Source organism: Streptomyces sp. NPDC091376, assembly GCF_044757085.1.
In the GTDB taxonomy this organism is placed as follows: Bacteria; Actinomycetota; Actinomycetes; order Streptomycetales; family Streptomycetaceae; genus Streptomyces; species Streptomyces pratisoli.
The window spans coordinates 343556-360848 of the sequence record NZ_JBIVUF010000007.1; the positions used below are offsets into that span (position 1 = coordinate 343556).

Here is a 17293-nt window from a genome sequence, read left to right on the forward strand (position 1 = left end):
TCCACCGGACCTCCTCAGGAGTGAACCCCCCATGCATGTACGCAGATGGACCTCCCGCGCCGCGGTCTCGTTCGCCGCGGTGGCCCTCACCGCCTCGATGACGGCCACCGCCACGGCCGCGACCGCACCCACGACGGCACCCGCACCCACTCCCGCGGTGCAGCGGGCCGGCGCCACCTTCGCCGCGCTCGGCGGCGTCGACTACGCGACCTGGCAGCGCGATGTCTCGGCCGTCGTCGCCACCGCACGGCCGTACATCGAGCAGCGCACGGCCGACGCGTCCGGCAAGCGGCTGGCGATGGTGCTGGACATCGACAACACCTCGCTGGAGACGGACTTCCACTACTTCTGGGAGTACCCGACCCCCGCGGTCAAGCAGGTGCTGGACCTCGCACGCTACGCCGACTCCCGTGGCGTGGACATCTTCTTCGTCACGGCCCGGCCCGGCATCATCGAGTCGCTGACCTCGTACAACCTCCACAAGGCCGGCTACCCGGTCGACGGGCTGTACGTGCGCAGCATTCCCGATCTGTTCGAGGAGGTCAGCGCGTACAAGACCGGTAAGCGCGCGGAGATCGAGGCCAAGGGCTACACGATCATCGCGAACGTCGGCAACAGGTCCAGCGACCTGGTCGGCGGTCACGCCGAGCGCACGTTCAAGCTGCCGGACTACGACGGCAAGCTGTCCTGACGCGTTCCCGCGCGAACCCGCCCGTCCGCCGGTCCGGCCGCCTCACGGCCGCGACCGGCGGACGGTGCACCACGTCCCGGCCCCGGGCTCCCGGGTCCGGGATGCCGGGGTCAGAAGACCGACTCGGCCTCGTGCATCCGGTCCTCGGGCACGGTCTTCAGCCGGGTGACCGCCTCCGCGAGGGGGACCATGGCCACCTCCGTACCACGCAGCGCGGTCATCATGCCGAACTCGCCGCGGTGCACGGCCTCCACCGCGTGCCAGCCGAAGCGGTTCGCGAGCACCCGGTCGTACGCGGTCGGGACGCCGCCGCGCTGCACATGGCCGAGGATGACGGGGCGGGCCTCCTTGCCGAGGCGGCGCTCCAGCTCCCCGGCGAGCCGGGTGCCGATACCCGTGAAGCGCTCGTGACCGTACTGGTCGATCTCGCCCTTCTTGTACTCCATGGAGCCCTCGGCCGGATGTGCGCCCTCGGCGACGCAGATGACCGCGAACTTCTTGCCGCGCGAGAAGCGCTCCTCGACCATCTTCACCAGGTCCTCGACGTGGAAGGGCCGCTCGGGCAGGCAGATGCCGTGGGCGCCGCCCGCCATGCCGGACTCCAGCGCGATCCAGCCGGCGTGCCGGCCCATCACCTCCACGACCATGACCCGCTGGTGGGACTCGGCCGTGGTCTTGAGCCGGTCGATGGCCTCGGTGGCGACGGTGACGGCGGTGTCGAAGCCGAAGGTGCGGTCGGTGGAGGAGATGTCGTTGTCGATGGTCTTCGGTACGCCGACGACGGGCATCCCGGCGTCCGCCAGCATCCGGGCGGCGGTCAGCGTGCCCTCGCCGCCGATCGGGATGAGCGCGTCGAGGCCGTACCGGCGTGCCAACTCCCCCGAGTTCTCGGCGGCTTCGCGCAGCCGGGAGCGCTCCAGGCGGGCCGAGCCGAGGATCGTGCCGCCGCGGGCGAGGATGCCGCTCACCGCGTTGAGGTCCAGGGGCCGGTAGTGGCCGTCGAGCAGCCCCTTGAACCCGTCCTCGAAGCCGATGACTTCATCCCCGTGGCCGGTCATGGCACGGTGCACGACCGACCGGATCACTGCGTTCAGGCCGGGGCAGTCACCGCCTGCGGTGAGAATTCCGATGCGCATCGTGCTGTGTCTCCTGCTCGCTAGCGTTACCTGTGAGCCCTTCTCGATTCTCACACGCCCGGTCCGGACCTCGCCGGTCCGGACCCTCCGCCGGTCCGGCTTCGCATGGCGGGCGCCCTACCCACCCGCAGAGGTATTGTCAAGAGGGCAATGCCACCCTATCGAGTTATTTCGAGCGCATGAGTGCACACATGAGCTCGCAGTTCAGCAGGACACTCGCCGATGAGCAGGACAGGAGAGCACGCGTGACGCGGAGCGTGTACGTGACCGGGATCGATCGCGGAGACGGTCGCCAGGTGGTGGAGCTGGGGGTCATGGAGCTCCTGACGCGCCAGGTGGACCGGGTGGGGGTCTTCCGCCCACTCGTGCACGACGGACCCGATCGCATGTTCGACCTACTGCGTGTGCGCTACCGGCTCTCCCAGGACCCGGCGTCCGTGTACGGCATGGACTACTACGAGGCCGCCGCGCTGCAGGCCGAGAAGGGCACCGACGAACTGGTGTCCCAGCTGGTCGACCGCTTCCACCAGGTCGCACGCGACTACGAGGTCGTCCTCGTCCTCGGCACGGACTTCCACGCCACCCAACTCCCCGACGAGCTGGCGCTGAACGCCCGGCTGGCCAACGAGTTCGGCGCCTCGGTCATACCCGTGGTGGGCGGCAAGGGCCACACGGCGGAGTCGGTGCGGGCGGAGGCCCGCAACGCCCACCGCGCCTACGAGGTGCTGGGCTGCGACATCCTCGCGATGGCCGTGAACCGGGTGGCCCCGGAGGACCGCCAGGCGATCGCCGAACGGCTCGCGGCCCGCGTCCCCGTCCCCTGCTACGTGCTGCCCGACGAGCCTGCGCTCGCCGCGCCCACGGTCGCGCAGGTCACCCAGGCCCTGGGGGCCACCGTGCTGCTCGGGGACGATTCCGGGCTCGCCCGGGACGCGCTCGACTTCGTCTTCGGCGGCGCGATGCTGCCGAACCTGCTGAAGGCCCTGACCCCCGGCTGCATGGTCGTCACCCCCGGCGACCGCGCCGACCTGGTGGTCGGCTCGCTCGCCGCGCACTCCGCGGGCACCCCGCCCATCGCGGGCCTGCTGCTCACCCTCGACGAGCGCCCGGCCGACTCGATCCTCACGCTGGCCGCCAGGCTGGCGCCGGGCACACCCGTGCTCTCGGTGCCCGGCGGCTCCTTCCCCACCGCGGCCGAACTCTTCGCGCTCGAAGGCAAGTTGAGCGCCGGGACGCCGCGCAAGGCGGAGACCGCGCTCGGCCTGTTCGAGCGCCACGTCGACACGGCGGGGCTGCTCGCCCGGCTCGAGGTGGCCCGTACCGGCCGGGTCACCCCGATGATGTTCGAGCACGACCTGCTGGAGCAGGCCCGTTCCCAGCGCCGCCGCGTCGTGCTGCCCGAGGGCACCGAGGAGCGCGTGCTGCGCGCGGCCGACGTCCTGCTGCGGCGAGGCGTCTGCGACCTGACCCTCCTCGGCGACACCGACGTCATCCGCAAGAAGGCCGCGGACCTCGGCATCGATCTCTCCCAGGTGCAGCTGATCGACCCGGCCACCTCCGAGCTCCGCGAGGAGTTCGCCGAGCTGTACGCGGGGCTGCGCGCCCACAAGGGCGTGACCGTGGAGCTGGCGCACGACGTCGTCTCGGACGTCAACTACTTCGGCACCCTGATGGTCTCGCAGGGCCTCGCGGACGGCATGGTCTCCGGCTCCGTCCACTCCACCGCCGCGACGATCCGCCCGGCCTTCGAGATCATCAAGACCACTCCGGGGGCCTCGATCGTCTCCTCCGTCTTCTTCATGTGCCTCGCCGACAAGGTGCTCGTGTACGGCGACTGCGCGGTCAACCCGGACCCGGACGCCGAGCAGCTCGCGGACATCGCGGTCCAGTCGGCGGCGACGGCGGCCCGCTTCGGCGTCGAGCCGCGGATCGCGATGCTGTCGTACTCCACCGGGACGTCCGGCTCGGGCGCGGACGTGGACAAGGTGCGCGAGGCGACCAAGCTGGTGCGTGAGCGCCACCCGGAGCTGAGTATCGAGGGCCCGATCCAGTACGACGCGGCGGTCGAGCCGTCCGTCGCCGCGACCAAGCTGCCGGAGTCCGAGGTGGCGGGCCAGGCGACGGTCCTGATCTTCCCGGACCTCAACACCGGCAACAACACCTACAAGGCGGTGCAGCGCTCGGCCGGCGCGGTGGCCGTGGGACCGGTGCTGCAGGGTCTGCGCAAGCCGGTCAACGACCTGTCGCGGGGCGCGCTGGTCAGCGACATCGTCAACACGGTCGCGATCACCGCGATCCAGTCCCAGGTTCAGGAGCTCCCCGTATGACCGCCTCGCGCGTCCTCGTCCTCAACTCCGGCTCCTCGTCGGTGAAGTACCAACTGCTCGACATGCGCGACGGCTCCCGGCTGGCCGTCGGCCTGGTCGAGCGGATCGGCGAGGAGACGTCCCGGCTGGTGCACAACCCGCCGGCCGGCGACGGGGGCGGGAAGCGGGAGCGTACGGGCCCGATCGCGGACCACGCCGCCGCGCTGAAGGCCGTCGCCGAGGAGCTGACGCACGACGGGCTCGGCCTGGACTCCCCCGAGCTGGCGGCGATCGGCCACCGGGTGGTGCACGGCGGCCTGAAGTTCACGGCCCCGACCGTGATCACCGAGGAGGTGATGGCGGAGATCGAGCGCCTGGTGCCGGTGGCGCCGCTGCACAACCCGGCCAACATCACCGGCATCCGCACGGCCCAGGCCCTGCGCCCCGACCTGCCCCAGGTCGCGGTCTTCGACACGGCGTTCCACACGACGATGCCGGAGTACGCGGCCCGGTACGCGATCGACGTCGAGACCGCGGACGCGCACCGCATCCGCCGCTACGGCTTCCACGGCACCTCGCACGCGTATGTGTCGCGCAAGGCGGCCGAGCTGCTGGGCAGGGCGCCAAAGGACCTCAACGTCATCGTGCTGCACCTGGGCAACGGGGCGTCCGCGTCGGCGGTCGCGGGCGGCCGCTGCGTGGACACCTCGATGGGGCTGACCCCCTTGGAGGGCCTGGTCATGGGGACCCGTTCCGGTGACATCGACCCGGCGGTGACCTTCCACCTCAAGCGGGTCGCCGGGATGTCCGAGGATGATGTCGACGTCCTGCTGAACAAGAAGAGCGGTCTGGTCGGACTGTGCGGCGACAACGACATGCGGGAGATCCGGCGGCGGATCGACGAGGGCGACGAGCGCGCGCGGCTCGCCTTCGAGATCTACGTCCACCGGCTCAAGAAGTACATCGGCGCTTACTACGCGGTTCTCGGGCGCGTGGACGCGGTGGTGTTCACTGCGGGCGTGGGCGAGAACGCGGCTCCCGTGCGGGAAGCGGCCGTCGCCGGTCTGGAGGAGCTCGGTCTTGTGGTGGACACGGACCTCAACGCCGTACGGTCGGACGAGCCGCGGATCGTCTCGCCCGACTACGCGCGGGTGGCGGTCGCGGTGGTGCCGACCGACGAGGAACTGGAGATCGCCCGGCAGACGTTCGCCCTGGTCGACGCGGGGCCGGACGACGCGGGCCGGCCGGCCGGTGCCTGAGCGGCCCGGCAGGCCACGCCTGAGCGGCCGAGCGCCCATTTGTACATTCCACCAGACGGAATATTCCGCGTAGAAACAAACCGATAGGATCCGCCTCATGCGCCGTTCCAAAATCGTCTGCACACTGGGCCCCGCCGTCGACTCCTACGAGCAGCTGAAAGCGCTCATCGAGGCCGGCATGAACGTGGCCCGATTCAACATGAGCCACGGAACCCAGGCAGAGCACCAGGAGCGGTACGACCGTCTCCGCAGGGCGGTGGCGGAGACCGGCCGCCCCGTGGGCGTGCTCGCCGACCTCCAGGGCCCGAAGATCCGTCTGGAGACCTTCGCCGAGGGCCCGGTCGAGCTGGTCCGCGGTGACGAGTTCACGATCACCACCGAGGACGTCGCCGGAGACAAGTCCGTCTGCGGTACGACGTACAAGGGCCTGCCCGGCGACGTCTCCAAGGGCGACCAGGTCCTGATCAACGACGGCAACGTCGAGCTGCGGGTCGTCGAGGTCGCCGGCCCGCACGTGAAGACGGTCGTCATCGAGGGCGGTGTCATCTCCGACCACAAGGGCATCAACCTGCCCGGCGCGGCGGTGAACGTCCCGGCCCTCTCCGAGAAGGACGTCGAGGACCTGCGCTTCGCGCTGCGGATGGGCTGCGATCTCGTCGCCCTGTCCTTCGTGCGCGACGCGAGCGACGTCAAGGACGTCCACAAGGTGATGGACGAGGAGGGCCGCCGGGTCCCCGTCATCGCCAAGGTGGAGAAGCCGCAGGCCGTGGAGAACATGGCGGACGTCGTCATGGCCTTCGACGGCGTGATGGTGGCGCGCGGCGACCTTGCCGTCGAGTACCCGCTGGAGCGGGTCCCGATGGTGCAGAAGCGGCTCATCGAGCTGTGCCGCCGCAACGCCAAGCCGGTGATCGTCGCGACTCAGATGATGGAGTCGATGATCACCAACTCCCGCCCGACCCGCGCCGAGGCGTCCGACGTCGCCAACGCGATCCTGGACGGCGCCGACGCGGTCATGCTGTCGGCGGAGTCCTCGGTGGGCGCGTACCCGATCGAGACGGTCAAGACGATGTCCAAGATCGTCACGGCGGCGGAGGAGGAGCTCCTCTCCAAGGGCCTCCAGCCCCTCGTCCCCGGCAAGAAGCCGCGCACCCAGGGCGGCTCCGTCGCCCGCGCGGCCTGCGAGATCGCCGACTTCCTCGGCGGCCGCGCCCTGGTCGCCTTCACCCAGTCCGGCGACACGGCCCGCCGTCTCTCCCGCTACCGGGCCCAGCCGCCCATCGTGGCCTTCACGACGGAGGAGTCGACCCGCAATCAGCTCACCCTGAGCTGGGGCGTGGAGCCCTTCATCGCCCCCTTCGTGGAGACCACGGACGCGATGGTCGACTTCGTCGACGCGGCCCTGCTGAAGCTCCAGCGCTTCAACGAGGGCGACACCATGATCATCACGGCGGGATCCCCTCCCGGCGTCCCGGGCACCACGAACATGGTGCGGGTGCACCACCTGGGCGGCGGCAAGCACGACTGACGCCGCTCGACCGCTCGTACGGCTGTGGGCCGCACCCCGGTGAGGGGGTGCGGCCCACAGCCGCTTGGGTCACCCGCACGCGCCCCGGGCGGCTGGATACGCACCCCGAAGCGCTGGTCATCAAGGCCCGCTACCACAACTGAGCCGTCCCCGTGCCCGTATGCCGCGAGCGGGAGCACGCGGCAGGTCGGCGGACCGCTGGCCCGAGGCGCCGGGAAGGGTCCGGCGGCGCTGTACGGGATGAGGCGCGAGTGTCGGAAGGTCCGGGGGTGGCGCCGCGCGACGGTCAGCTGACGTGCCCCGATTCCACCGGGTACTCCGGCGGCGACTGACCTCCGTGGACAAAGCTGTGGGCCGCGCCCCCGAAGGGGTGCGGCCCACAGTTTCTTTCCGCGGCTCCCGGAAGATCAGCCGGCGTTACCACCGGTGAAGTAGTTGTGCAGTCCCGGCACCGACAGCGTGCCGCCGAACTGGCCGGCCTGTGTCACCTTCACGTTGGTGAAGAAGGCGAAGGGAACGTTCAGCGGCGGCGGGGTCTTGGGACTGAAGGTCACGGGGATGAGGCCGAAGAGGTTGCCCTTCAGCTCCTCCGTGTACATCGTCACCGTGCCGTTGCGGATCGTGGAGGTCGACCCCTTCTCCGCCTCGACGTGCGCCGTGGTCCCGTTCGGGCCGACGACCAGCTGGTGCAGGTCCTTGATGTCCACGCCCGAAGCCGTGAACTTCAGCACCTTCTTGGTCTTGCCGCCACCGGTCCTGACCTCGACGATGCCCTTGTAGTCGAGGCCCGTCAGCGTGAGCTTCGAGCTCTCCAGCACCCAGGGGTCGTCCGGGAGCGACGGGATGCCCGGCTCCAGCTCGGCGGCGGCCAGGGCCTCGGGGTCGGCGGTCGGGCACGGGAAGCGCGGCTTGCCGTCCGCGCCCACGGGTATGTCCTCGTCCTTGATCGGGTCGAGGCCCTTGACCTTGTCGTCCAGCTCCTCCACCTCGGCGCCGGCCTTGTCGGCCGCGTCCTTGATGGCGTCCTTGGTCTTGTCCGTCGCCTTGTCGACCTCGTCCGTCACGTCCTTGACCGCGTCCGCGGGCTTGGACGTGGCGTCCTCGGCGGGCTTGGGCGAGGCCGTCTCGGTCGGCTTCGCCGTCTCACTCGGCGTCGGCGCCGGAGTCGCCGCCGGCTCCTTGTCGGGGCCGTCGAAGAGGTCCTTGAGGGCGTCGCCGACTCCCAGCGGGTCGAGCGGGTTACGCGTCTCCGACTCGCTCGGGGCCGGGGACGGGCTCGTCTGCTCCGGGTCCTTCTCGTCCGTACGGCCGGACTCGGAGGCGGAGGGAGTCGCACCCGGCTCGGCCTCGTCGTCCTTGTCGTCCGCGGAACCGCTCGGGGACGGCTCGGGCTTGGCGGTCTCCTCGTCGGACGGCTTCGCCGACTCGGAGGGCTTGGGCGACTCGGACTCCGCGGGTTCGTCGGAGCGGGTCACGCACGGGCCGGCGGCGAAGGGGATGTCCTTCTCGTCGGCGAGTGCGAGCTTGGGGGTGAGGCCCATGCCCACGAACACGGCGGTGGGCATCGCGGCCAGGGCTATCGCCTTGCCGGCCGGCTTGTGGAGCTTGGTCAGCAGGGACTTGCGCGGAGCCGCGTGACGCGGCCCCTTTCTCGCTTCCGCCCCATCGCCCCCGGCCGTGGTCAGCGGTGTGACATCACCCTGCACTGTTCCTCCCGCCATGGGCGTCGATGGTGGTCTCGTGCGTGTTCGGGTCGTACGGGCCCCACGGCTCCTGGTCGGCCTTGTCCGGAGCACCGGCGGGCACCGGGGCCTCGGTCCTGTCCGCTTCCGCCTTCGGCTTGCCCGGTGCCCAGGAGACCGAGAGCGCACCGCCGATGAGCGAGAGCAGGAAGCCGATGATGAAGCCGCCCAGGTTGGCGACCGGGATGGACACCAGCGCGAGCAGGATCGCGGCAACACCCGCGAACACCCTGACGAGAGGCTGGAACCACATGGTCAGGCCGAGCGTGACCAGCAGTACGCCGATGATCAGTGAGCCCGCGCCCGCGGTCGTCGCCATGGAGAGCGTCATGTGCCCGAGCTTGAGACTCGCGTACGGGAAGTAGGCGATCGGAATGCCACCGAGCAGGGTGAACAGGCCTGCCCAGAACGGTCGCTGCCCCCGCCAGTCGCGGAAGCGCTGCCGGATGACGCGGAGGAAATCTTCGTTCTGCCCCGTGGACTCGGCGCTCATGGAAAACAGCTCCCTGGAACTGGTGTTGCAGTGTGGAGAGTTGGGCGGGCGGGCGAAGCCGTATCAGCTCCCCCGCCCGCCCGGACGGGATGACCGTCAGTAGCACTCGACCTTGGGGCCGTCGCCCTTGTGCAGGCTCATCTGGAGTCCGCCGAGTTCGAACGTGCCGGCAGTGGTCGCCCACGCCTTCTGCTGGACCCCGGTCAGCTCCGCCTCATCGGCCTGCTGAGCGAAGCCGTTGGGCAGGATGGACTTGTCCTTGACGATCGGACCCTTGCCACCGGCCCGCTGGTCGGTGTCCTTGGCCGCGACGCCGATGTCGATGTTCGTGAACTTCGCGTCGGCCTTGAGGTCGGTGACGTCGAGGTACAGGTCCTTGGCCTTGACCTGCTTGCCGTTCTGACCGGCGTTCAGCTGCAGCGTGATCTTGCCGAGCAGCGGAACGTCGGACACCACGGACTGACACATGTCCGTGATCGTCGCGGTCTCGAAGGTCGAGATCGCGACCGGCCGGGCTACCTTCTCGTCGCCCTTGAGGTCCTTGTACCCCATGTCGACGCCGCCGTACTGGGCGAAGCCGTAGCCATGCAGGTAACCGGCCTCGACCTTGAACTCCTGGCCCGACACCGCGAACGACGCGGCGAGCGCGCCCTGTGCCAGTCCGACGCCTATCGCAGCCGTCGCGGCCACGGACGGCACCATGACAACGGCGAACCGCTTCCATCTGGTCCCACCACGTACCTGGGACATATCAGTTCCTCCTTCTCGGACGTACATCTCCGGTACGGACCTCGAAGGATCCGTACCTGGGATGGGAGAAGTGCTACGTCCTCGGGAAGGAGAGCGCCTGTGCGTCAGGCGCGAGCCGCGTCCGAATCACCGGCGATCACCCCCGAGCGACAACCACTGGCCACGCCTTCGCGCAACCTCGATGGACAGGCCCTGCCGGTCGGGCAGGAACCCCCCTGTCCGCGGTCGGCGCCTCTGCCGCCGGCCGACTCGGTGGGGACCCAGGACCGCGGTACGCGGCTGGCTGCCGGGCTGGTGCGGTGATGGACCGAGCGTCGCCGATCGTGGTGCATTACGAGCCGGGGCACAAGGGGGTTCGTTACTGACTAGTAACGGACGGATAACCACGCCACGACGGGGTGGTGTCGACCGGCAACACAGGGTGCCTCGGACCCCATCGACAGATCCGGAGATTGGAGTGAAAAAGCGGACAGAACAACGGCGTTGATTTACTGCGAGTAACAGCGGCCGCGTTTACCAAGTTTTGGTAAAGCGCGGCCGCTCATTGTCACTCTGTCGCCAAATCGGCCACCGCTCCGGGCGATATCAGCCGGGCGCCGGCGCCCCCTGCCGCTGCTCGCAGGAGGCGGTCGGCTTCAAACCAGGACCGTCAGAACAGAACTCGCGCAAGGGCCGTACGGGCCGCGGACACCCGCGGGTCGTCCGGGCCGATCACCTCGAAGAGCTCCAGCAGTCGCAGCCGGGCCGCGTCGCGGTCGTCGCCGGCGGTGAGCCGCACGGTGTCGACGAGCCGGCCGAAGGCGTCCTCGACATGGCCGCCGACCAGATCCAGATCCGCCGCGGCGATCTGCGCCTGGACGTCGCCCGGCGCGTCCGCCGCGTCCTTGCGCACCTTCTGGGGGTCCATGTCCCGCACCCGGGACAGGAGTTCGGCCTGGGCGAGCCCGAGCTTGGCCTCCGAGTTGCCCGGGTCGTCGGCGAGCACGTTCTTGTACGCCTGCACGGCGCCGCCGAGGTCGCCGGCGTCGAGCGCCTGGACGGCCGCTTCGAGCAGCGCGTCGTACGGTCCCGCCGGGATCTCGGCCTCGGGAGCGGGGGCGCCTTCCTCGGCGTCCGCGTCGACGGTGAGGCCGGTCAGGCCGAAGCGCTGCTCGCCGACCTGGATCAGCTGGTCCAGGGTCTGGCGGATCTGCGGCTCGGGCGCGAGGCCCTGGAAGAGCGGCAGCGCCTGACCGGCGACCACCGCGAAGACGGCCGGGATGCCCTGGATCCCGAACTGCTGCATCAGCATCTGGTTGGCTTCGACGTCGATCTTGGCGAGCACGAAGCGGCCGTTGTACTCCCGGGCCAGCCGCTCCAGCACAGGGCTCAGCTGCTTGCACGGTTCGCACCACTCGGCCCAGAAGTCGAGGACGACCGGGACCTCCGCGGAGCGCTGGAGGACATCGAGCTCGAAGCCCGCCTCGTCGACATCGATCACCAGGCTGGAGGGGGACACGGCACCGCCGCCGCCCTGCCGGGCGGTCTCCGCGCGCGTCTGCTCCGCCTTGGCCTTGGCCTCACCGGCCGCCTTCACCGCGGCGAGGTCGACGACGCCACTCATGGACATGTTCCTAGGCTGCATGAGTACATCCTCCCCCTTCCGCGCGCACGAGTGAAAAGTCCGTGGAGCACCGGTCCTGCGCTCCGGCCCCGAGCACCACTCCTGTGCCTCGGTTCCGCGTGGCGCCGGGTCCCCACCTGACGCCTGTGGCTGTCGCTCTCGCCGAGCTCCCGCTCAGCTTTCGCTACGAGTCGTAGCGTAACTCCTGTACCACTTCACCGGGAAGGTTCACCCGGTGAAGTGGCTCACAACAATCCACCTACTGGCCGGTATGGTCGCCGTCATGTGTAGTCACAGCCGTCGGAGCACGACCCGCACCGGCCGTCCGCGCAGCGCCGAGGCGGACGCCGCCATCCTCGACGCGACCAGGGCCGCCCTGGTCGAGCTGGGCTGGTCCAAGCTGACGATGGGCGATGTGGCGACCCGCGCCGGCGTGGCCAAGACCACCCTCTACCGCCGCTGGGCCGGCAAGAACGAACTGGTCGTGGACGCGGTCGCGGTCCTCTTCGACGAGCTGGAGCTGCCGGACCGGGGCAGTCTGGCCGCGGACGTGGAGGGTGTCGTGCTCCAGTTCGCGGCGCTGCTGGAGCGGCCCGAGGCCAGGACCGCGCTGATGGCGGTGGTCGCCGAGTCGACCCGCGACGAGCCGCTGCGCGAGCGGATCCGGGTCTCGATCGTGGACCGCCAGAAACGGCTCGTCCTGGAGGGACGGGAACGGGCCGAGGCGCGTGGCGAGCTGCCGACGGAGTCCGACCCCGTGGCGGCCGCCCGCACCGCCGACCTGATCTTCGACGTGATCGCGGGCGCGGTGGTGCACCGGGCACTGGTGAGCTGCGAACCGGTTGACGAGGACTGGGTGCGTCGCTTCACCGCGGTCCTGCTGGGCGGCCTGGGAGCGACGGCCCGGGAAGCCTGAGCCGCGCCCCCGCCCCCGCCCCGCCCGGCCCGGAAGTCAGACCTGGTACCGATCCGCCGCGAAGAGGTGCAGGTTCTCCGCCACCCACTCCGACGTCCGCTTCAGCCCTTCCTCCAGCGGGACCTCCGGCTCCCAGCCCGCCCACTCCCGCGCACGCCGGTTGTCGGACAACAGCCGCTCCACCTCGCTGCCCGAGGGTCGCAGCCGTGCCGGGTCGACGACGATCTCGGCCCGCCGGCCCGAGGCCGCGATGAGCCCGGCCGCGAGGTCCCCGATCGAGATCTCCCGTCCGGTACCGAGATTGACGACCTGTCCGAGGGCCCGGTCACAGGCCGCCGTCGCGAGGAAGCCGCGGGCCGTGTCCGTGACATAGGTGAAGTCCCGCGTCGGGCTGAGCGAGCCGAGCCTGATCTCCCGGGCTCCGGCGTGCAGTTGGGCGAGGATCGTCGGGATCACCGCACGCGCGGACTGCCTCGGGCCATAGGTGTTGAAGGGCCTGACCACCGTGACCGGCAGGTCGAAGGCGTGCCGGTGCGACAGCGCCATCATGTCCGCGCCGATCTTCGAGGCGGAGTACGGGGACTGCGGCTGGAGCGGGTGGTTCTCGGAGATGGGCACGGTGAGGGCCGTGCCGTACACCTCGCTCGTCGAGGTGTGCACCAGCCGGCGGACACCGTGCCTGCGGCAGGCCTCGGCGATGTTCTCCGTACCGTTGACGTTCGTCTGGACGTAGGCGCCGGGCGAGTCGTAGCTGTACGGGATGCCGATCAGCGCCGCCAGATGGAACACCGTGTCGCAGCCGGCGACGGCGTCCATCACCCGGCCCGCGTCGCGCACATCGCCCGCGAGCATCTCCACCTCGCCCATGAGGTGCGCCAGATGGCCCTTCTCCGCGTACGGCTTGTAGTGGACGAAGGCACGGACGCGTGCCCCGCGTTCCACGAGCAGATCGACGAGGGTGGAGCCGATGAAGCCCTCGGCGCCGGTGACGAGGACGGTGCGGTCGTTCCAGTTCATGCTGCGTACTCCTTGGTGGACGAGGCGAGTTCGAGGACACGGGCGGCCAGCAGATCCGCGGCACGGGCGTGCGGCCCCGGGTCGGCGGCCGTGCTCATCGCGGCCAGCCGTGCCGGATCGGCGAGCAGCGCAGCGGTGAGCGCGTCGAGCCGTTCGGCGGTGGTGTCGGCGTCCGGGAGCAGCAGTCCCGCGCCGGCGTCGGTGAGGACCCGGGCGTTGTGCGTCTGGTGGTCGCCGGGCGCGTGGGGGTAGGGGACGAGGACGGCCGGCACTCCGGTGGTGGCGAGTTCGGCGACGGTCGCCGCGCCGGCCCGGCTGACGACGAGGTCGGCGGCGGCGTAGGCGAGGTCCATCCGGTCGAGGTAGGGGACGGCCCGGGCCACGGGCGAGTCACCGAGCCGGCGCCGGGTCTCCTCCAGTGCGGCGGGCCCGGTCTTGATGAGGAGATGGACGTCGCTGCGGTCCCGCCACCGCTGTGCGAGCCCGATCGCGGCCTCGGTGAGCCGGGCCGCGCCGAGGCTTCCGCCGTTGACCAGCAGCAGCCGCGCCCCGTCGGGGATGCTCAGTTCGCGGCGGGCGTGCTCGCGCAGCGATGGGCGGTCGAGTCCGGCGAGCGCCGCGGCGATGGGCATTCCGGTGGTCAGGGCGTTCTCGCCGCCCGCCAGGTGCGCGCGGCTGCGGTCGAAGGCGACGGCGAGATGCGGGGTGAGCCGGGCGGCGAACTGGTTGGCCCGGCCGGGTACGGCGTTGGACTCGTGGATCAGGCTGGGCAGCCCGGCCAGCCGGGCGCCGAGGATGACGGGCGCGCTCGGGTAGCCGCCCATACCGACGGCGATGTGCGCCCGCTGAGCGCGCAGGATCGTGCGGCACTGGGCGCCGGACCTCAGCAGCGCGGCCGGCAGCAGATAGCGTCTGGCGCCCAGCGAGGGGTCGAAGGGGATCATGTCGACGGTGTGCAGGCGGTGTCCCGCGCCCGGTATCAGCTCGGTCTCCAGACCGCGCGTCGTGCCGACGAAGGAGATCACCGCCTCCGGTACGGCCCGGCGCAGCGCCTCGGCGAGCGCGAGGCCCGGGTAGATGTGGCCACCGGTACCGCCGGCGCCGATGACGACGGACAGCGGCTCCGCGGCGGTCCACGGACCGGGCCGGGCACCTGGCTGCGAACCGGTCGACGGGCCGTGCCACGGACCGTGGGAGGAATCGGTCGACGGACCGTTCGCCGGAGCGGGCCGGGGTCGCTCCGGCGGGCGGGACTGTGGTGGTGGTGTGCGCATGACGGCACGCTCGCGGAACGCCTTAAGAGAGATCTAAGAAGCCGGTTTGGCAGTCTTGAGGACATGGGAGCAGCGAAGATCCTGGTCGTCGACGACGATCCGGAGGTACGGGCCGCGGTGGCCGACGGCCTCTGCGTCGAGGGCTACGAGGTACGGGAGGCGCCGGACGGTCTGTCCGCGCTCTCGGAGATGGCCGCCTGGCAGCCGGACGCGCTGGTCCTCGATGTGATGATGCCGGTCCTGGACGGACTCGCCGTGTGCCGTCGGCTGCGCGCGCTGGAGGACCGCACCCCGGTGATCGTGCTCACCGCGCTGGACTCGGTGAGCGAGCGCGTGGACGGCCTGGACGCGGGGGCGGACGACTATCTCGTGAAGCCCTTCGCCCTCGACGAACTGACCGCGCGAGTACGGGCCCTGCTGCGCCGGGCGGCTCCCGGCGACCCGGACGACGCGGCCGAACTGCGCTTCGCGGATCTCGTGGTGGACCCCGTCTCCCGCACCGGCAGCCGGGGCGGACGCCCCCTGGAGTTCAGCCGTACCGAGTGCGCGCTGCTGGAACTGCTGCTGCGCCATCCACGGCAGGTGCTCACACGGGAGCTGATCCATGAACGGGTCTGGGGCCGAGACTTCGGGCCGGCCTCCAACTCGCTCGCCGTGTACGTGGGTTATCTGCGGCGCAAACTGGAGGCGGGCGGTGAGCCGAGACTGGTCCACACGGTGCACGGGGTCGGCTACCGGCTGGACCTCCCGTGAGCGGCGTGCGCAGGCTGGGCGCGCGCTGGCGGCGCCGCAGGCCGGTCCGTACGAGGCTGGCCCTCGCCGCCTCCGCGGCCGTCGCGGTGGTCGCGGTGGGGGTGTGCGCCGCCGCGTTCGTCGTGCTCCGGTACTCGATGTACCGCCAGCTGGATCTGAATCTGACCCAGTCCGCGACCCAGGTCACCCAGCAGAACCGGGGTGCGGCGCCGGATGTCCTGGCGGGCGAGTGCCGCTTTCTGTCGGCTCCCGCCTGCGCGCAGATCGTGCCCGCCGATCCGGCGGACGATCCGTCCGCACCGCCGTATCCGCTGCCGGTCTCGGCTCCGGTCCGCGAGGTGGCGGCGGGCGCGCGGGCGCCGTACTTCACCAACATCACGGTCGCGGGCGGTCCTGCCAGGATGCTCACCACCACCTTCGGCCGGGACAAGGCGCTCCAGGTCGCCCTGCGCGCCGACACGGTGGAGCAGGGTGTGCGGCAGGCGGCCTGGCTGCTGTCGCTGGTCGGAGCGGCCGGGGTGGTGCTGGCCGGGGCACTGGGCTACGGGGTGTCGCGCACGGGTCTGGCCCCGGTGGCCCGGCTCACCGCGACGGCGGAGCGTATCGCCGCGACCCGCGATCCCCGTCACCGGATCGAGCTGCCGCCCGGTCCGCCGGGGCGGGAGGACGAGGTGACCCGGCTCGCCACCACGTTCAACACCATGATGGGCGAGCTGGAGAAGTCGGTCACGGCGCAGCGGCGGCTGGTGGCGGACGCCTCCCACGAGCTGCGTACGCCCCTGACCTCGCTACGGACCAACGCCGAGCTGCTCGCCCGCGGCGACCGGCTCACACACTCCCAGCGCGACCGGGCCTCGGCGGCGCTCGCCCGGCAGCTGCGCGAGGTGACGGGGCTGGTGAACGACCTGATCGAGCTGGCCAGGGACGAGGAGCCGGATCCGCTGCTGGAGGCCGTGGCACTCCGGCAGCTCACCGAGCACGTGGTGGAGACGGCGCGGGCGCACTGGCCGGCCACGCGCTTCACGCTGTGGACCGATGACGCGGTGGCGGAACTCACCCTGCCGGGTGTGCCGGCACGGCTGTCGCGGCTGCTGACGAACCTGCTGGACAACGCGGCGAAGTTCAGCCCTCCGGGAGCGGCCGTCGAGGTCGCGCTGACCGCCGTGGGCCTGACGGTCCGCGACCACGGTCCGGGGATCGCGCCACAGGACGTCCCGTATGTCTTCGACCGCTTCTACCGTGCGGAGTCGGCACGGGCCCTGCCCGGCTCGGGTCTCGGCCTCGCGATGGCCCGGCAGATCGCCCGGGCCCACCGCTGCGAGCTGACGGCACAGAACGCCACGGGCGGCGGCGCGCTGTTCCGCCTCACCTTCCCGGCAGCTGCCCCCGGTCCCGCGTGAGCGCGGGCTTGCCCGGCCACGTCACCTTGGTGAGCTGCTCCGCCTCCTCGGGCGGCAGCAGACCGGCGCCGACGAGCGCGGCACGGCCCGCCATCCGCCCGGCCGTCTTGAAGCCGTACTCGGAGGAGTCCACTTCGTGGTGGCGGCCGTCGGTGATCCGGACGCGGGCGGCCACTCCGTCGAGGCCCTCCAGCAGGCCCGCCCGGATCGCGGGCAGGTACTCCGCGGGCAGCAGTTCGTCGGGCACGGTGTTCACGATGTCCGGCTCGCCGCCGTCCCCGGGCGGCTCGAAGTCGACGGTGAGCCGGGCGAAGGGGCCGCAGCAGATGTACTGGAAGGCGACGCGTACGCCGTGCACGGGAACGGGAAGACCGGCCATCCGGCCACCGTAGGGGCGTGATGGCCGGTGCATCCAGCGGTTTGCG

General features: G+C 71.0%; 15 protein-coding genes. 7 read left to right on the top strand and 8 right to left on the bottom strand.

What is annotated here, in order from left to right:
- Positions 1-31: 31 nt before the first annotated feature.
- Positions 32-691, top strand: a complete 660-nt coding sequence (locus tag ACIQMR_RS17935; RefSeq protein WP_401387608.1) for an HAD family acid phosphatase — start codon at positions 32-34, stop codon at positions 689-691.
- Between the two features lie 110 nt (positions 692-801).
- Here ACIQMR_RS17935 and ACIQMR_RS17940 read toward each other — a convergent pair whose 3' ends face one another.
- Entirely contained in the window at positions 802-1827 is a 1026-nt protein-coding gene (locus ACIQMR_RS17940; protein ID WP_266383413.1) for an ATP-dependent 6-phosphofructokinase, read from the bottom strand.
- 245 nt (positions 1828-2072) lie between these two features.
- Between ACIQMR_RS17940 and pta the strand changes: the two genes are divergently transcribed.
- From pta to pyk, 3 genes are all read left to right on the top strand, one after another.
- Positions 2073-4154, top strand: a complete 2082-nt coding sequence (gene pta, locus ACIQMR_RS17945) for a phosphate acetyltransferase (protein WP_401387611.1) — start codon at positions 2073-2075, stop codon at positions 4152-4154.
- The gene (locus tag ACIQMR_RS17950; protein WP_401387614.1) at positions 4151-5392 is read left to right on the top strand and encodes an acetate kinase; all 1242 of its coding nucleotides are present in this window, start codon (positions 4151-4153) and stop codon (positions 5390-5392) included. The genes pta and ACIQMR_RS17950 overlap by 4 nt, the downstream gene beginning before the upstream one ends.
- 97 nt (positions 5393-5489) lie before the next feature.
- Positions 5490-6920: a pyruvate kinase gene (pyk, locus tag ACIQMR_RS17955; RefSeq protein ID WP_401387617.1), complete on the top strand. Its 1431-nt coding sequence runs from the start codon at positions 5490-5492 to the stop codon at positions 6918-6920.
- A gap of 407 nt (positions 6921-7327) precedes the next feature.
- Here pyk and ACIQMR_RS17960 read toward each other — a convergent pair whose 3' ends face one another.
- From ACIQMR_RS17960 to ACIQMR_RS17975, 4 genes are all read right to left on the bottom strand, one after another.
- Positions 7328-8626: a hypothetical protein gene (locus ACIQMR_RS17960; protein ID WP_401387906.1), complete on the bottom strand. Its 1299-nt coding sequence runs from the start codon at positions 8624-8626 to the stop codon at positions 7328-7330.
- Positions 8616-9155 carry a DUF6114 domain-containing protein gene (locus tag ACIQMR_RS17965; protein ID WP_401387620.1) on the bottom strand — a complete coding sequence of 180 codons (540 nt, stop codon included), beginning with the start codon at positions 9153-9155 and terminating at the stop codon, positions 8616-8618. The genes ACIQMR_RS17960 and ACIQMR_RS17965 overlap by 11 nt, the downstream gene beginning before the upstream one ends.
- A gap of 96 nt (positions 9156-9251) precedes the next feature.
- Positions 9252-9905: a DUF6230 family protein gene (locus tag ACIQMR_RS17970; RefSeq protein WP_401387623.1), complete on the bottom strand. Its 654-nt coding sequence runs from the start codon at positions 9903-9905 to the stop codon at positions 9252-9254.
- A 649-nt stretch (positions 9906-10554) separates the two neighbouring features.
- On the bottom strand, positions 10555-11529 hold the full coding sequence (locus ACIQMR_RS17975; protein WP_401387626.1) for a tetratricopeptide repeat protein: 975 nt from the start codon (positions 11527-11529) through the stop codon (positions 10555-10557).
- A gap of 262 nt (positions 11530-11791) precedes the next feature.
- Here ACIQMR_RS17975 and ACIQMR_RS17980 point away from each other — a divergent pair, with 262 nt between their 5' ends.
- Complete coding sequence (locus ACIQMR_RS17980; protein WP_401387629.1) at positions 11792-12424, top strand: TetR/AcrR family transcriptional regulator; 633 nt, start codon at positions 11792-11794, stop codon at positions 12422-12424.
- Between the two features lie 36 nt (positions 12425-12460).
- On the opposite strand, the gene ACIQMR_RS17985 is transcribed toward ACIQMR_RS17980, so the two are convergent.
- On the bottom strand, positions 12461-13441 hold the full coding sequence (locus ACIQMR_RS17985) for an SDR family NAD(P)-dependent oxidoreductase (RefSeq protein WP_401387632.1): 981 nt from the start codon (positions 13439-13441) through the stop codon (positions 12461-12463).
- Positions 13438-14715, bottom strand: a complete 1278-nt coding sequence (locus tag ACIQMR_RS17990) for a UDP-N-acetylglucosamine--N-acetylmuramyl-(pentapeptide) pyrophosphoryl-undecaprenol N-acetylglucosamine transferase (RefSeq protein WP_401387635.1) — start codon at positions 14713-14715, stop codon at positions 13438-13440. Before ACIQMR_RS17990 ends, ACIQMR_RS17985 begins: the two co-directional genes overlap by 4 nt.
- A gap of 63 nt (positions 14716-14778) precedes the next feature.
- Between ACIQMR_RS17990 and ACIQMR_RS17995 the strand changes: the two genes are divergently transcribed.
- Both ACIQMR_RS17995 and ACIQMR_RS18000 read left to right on the top strand, forming a co-directional pair.
- Complete coding sequence (locus ACIQMR_RS17995; RefSeq protein WP_401387638.1) at positions 14779-15468, top strand: response regulator transcription factor; 690 nt, start codon at positions 14779-14781, stop codon at positions 15466-15468.
- Positions 15465-16868, top strand: a complete 1404-nt coding sequence (locus tag ACIQMR_RS18000) for a sensor histidine kinase (RefSeq protein ID WP_401387641.1) — start codon at positions 15465-15467, stop codon at positions 16866-16868. Before ACIQMR_RS17995 ends, ACIQMR_RS18000 begins: the two co-directional genes overlap by 4 nt.
- Here the strand turns inward: ACIQMR_RS18000 and ACIQMR_RS18005 are convergent.
- Positions 16834-17247 carry a hypothetical protein gene (locus ACIQMR_RS18005; protein ID WP_401387644.1) on the bottom strand — a complete coding sequence of 138 codons (414 nt, stop codon included), beginning with the start codon at positions 17245-17247 and terminating at the stop codon, positions 16834-16836. The two genes, ACIQMR_RS18000 and ACIQMR_RS18005, sit on opposite strands and share 35 nt — an antisense overlap.
- Between the last annotated feature and the right edge of the window lie 46 nt (positions 17248-17293).

Coding starts and splice junctions, on each gene's coding strand:
- ACIQMR_RS17965 (WP_401387620.1), bottom strand. CDS start 9,155: ATGAGCGCCGAGTCCACGGGGCAGAACGAAGATTTCCTCCGCGTCATC.
- ACIQMR_RS17990 (WP_401387635.1), bottom strand. CDS start 14,715: ATGCGCACACCACCACCACAGTCCCGCCCGCCGGAGCGACCCCGGCCC.
- ACIQMR_RS17975 (WP_401387626.1), bottom strand. CDS start 11,529: ATGCAGCCTAGGAACATGTCCATGAGTGGCGTCGTCGACCTCGCCGCG.
- ACIQMR_RS17940 (WP_266383413.1), bottom strand. CDS start 1,827: ATGCGCATCGGAATTCTCACCGCAGGCGGTGACTGCCCCGGCCTGAAC.
- ACIQMR_RS17985 (WP_401387632.1), bottom strand. CDS start 13,441: ATGAACTGGAACGACCGCACCGTCCTCGTCACCGGCGCCGAGGGCTTC.
- ACIQMR_RS17970 (WP_401387623.1), bottom strand. CDS start 9,905: ATGTCCCAGGTACGTGGTGGGACCAGATGGAAGCGGTTCGCCGTTGTC.
- ACIQMR_RS17950 (WP_401387614.1), top strand. CDS start 4,151: ATGACCGCCTCGCGCGTCCTCGTCCTCAACTCCGGCTCCTCGTCGGTG.
- ACIQMR_RS18005 (WP_401387644.1), bottom strand. CDS start 17,247: ATGGCCGGTCTTCCCGTTCCCGTGCACGGCGTACGCGTCGCCTTCCAG.
- ACIQMR_RS17935 (WP_401387608.1), top strand. CDS start 32: ATGCATGTACGCAGATGGACCTCCCGCGCCGCGGTCTCGTTCGCCGCG.
- ACIQMR_RS17980 (WP_401387629.1), top strand. CDS start 11,792: ATGTGTAGTCACAGCCGTCGGAGCACGACCCGCACCGGCCGTCCGCGC.
- pyk (WP_401387617.1), top strand. CDS start 5,490: ATGCGCCGTTCCAAAATCGTCTGCACACTGGGCCCCGCCGTCGACTCC.
- ACIQMR_RS17995 (WP_401387638.1), top strand. CDS start 14,779: ATGGGAGCAGCGAAGATCCTGGTCGTCGACGACGATCCGGAGGTACGG.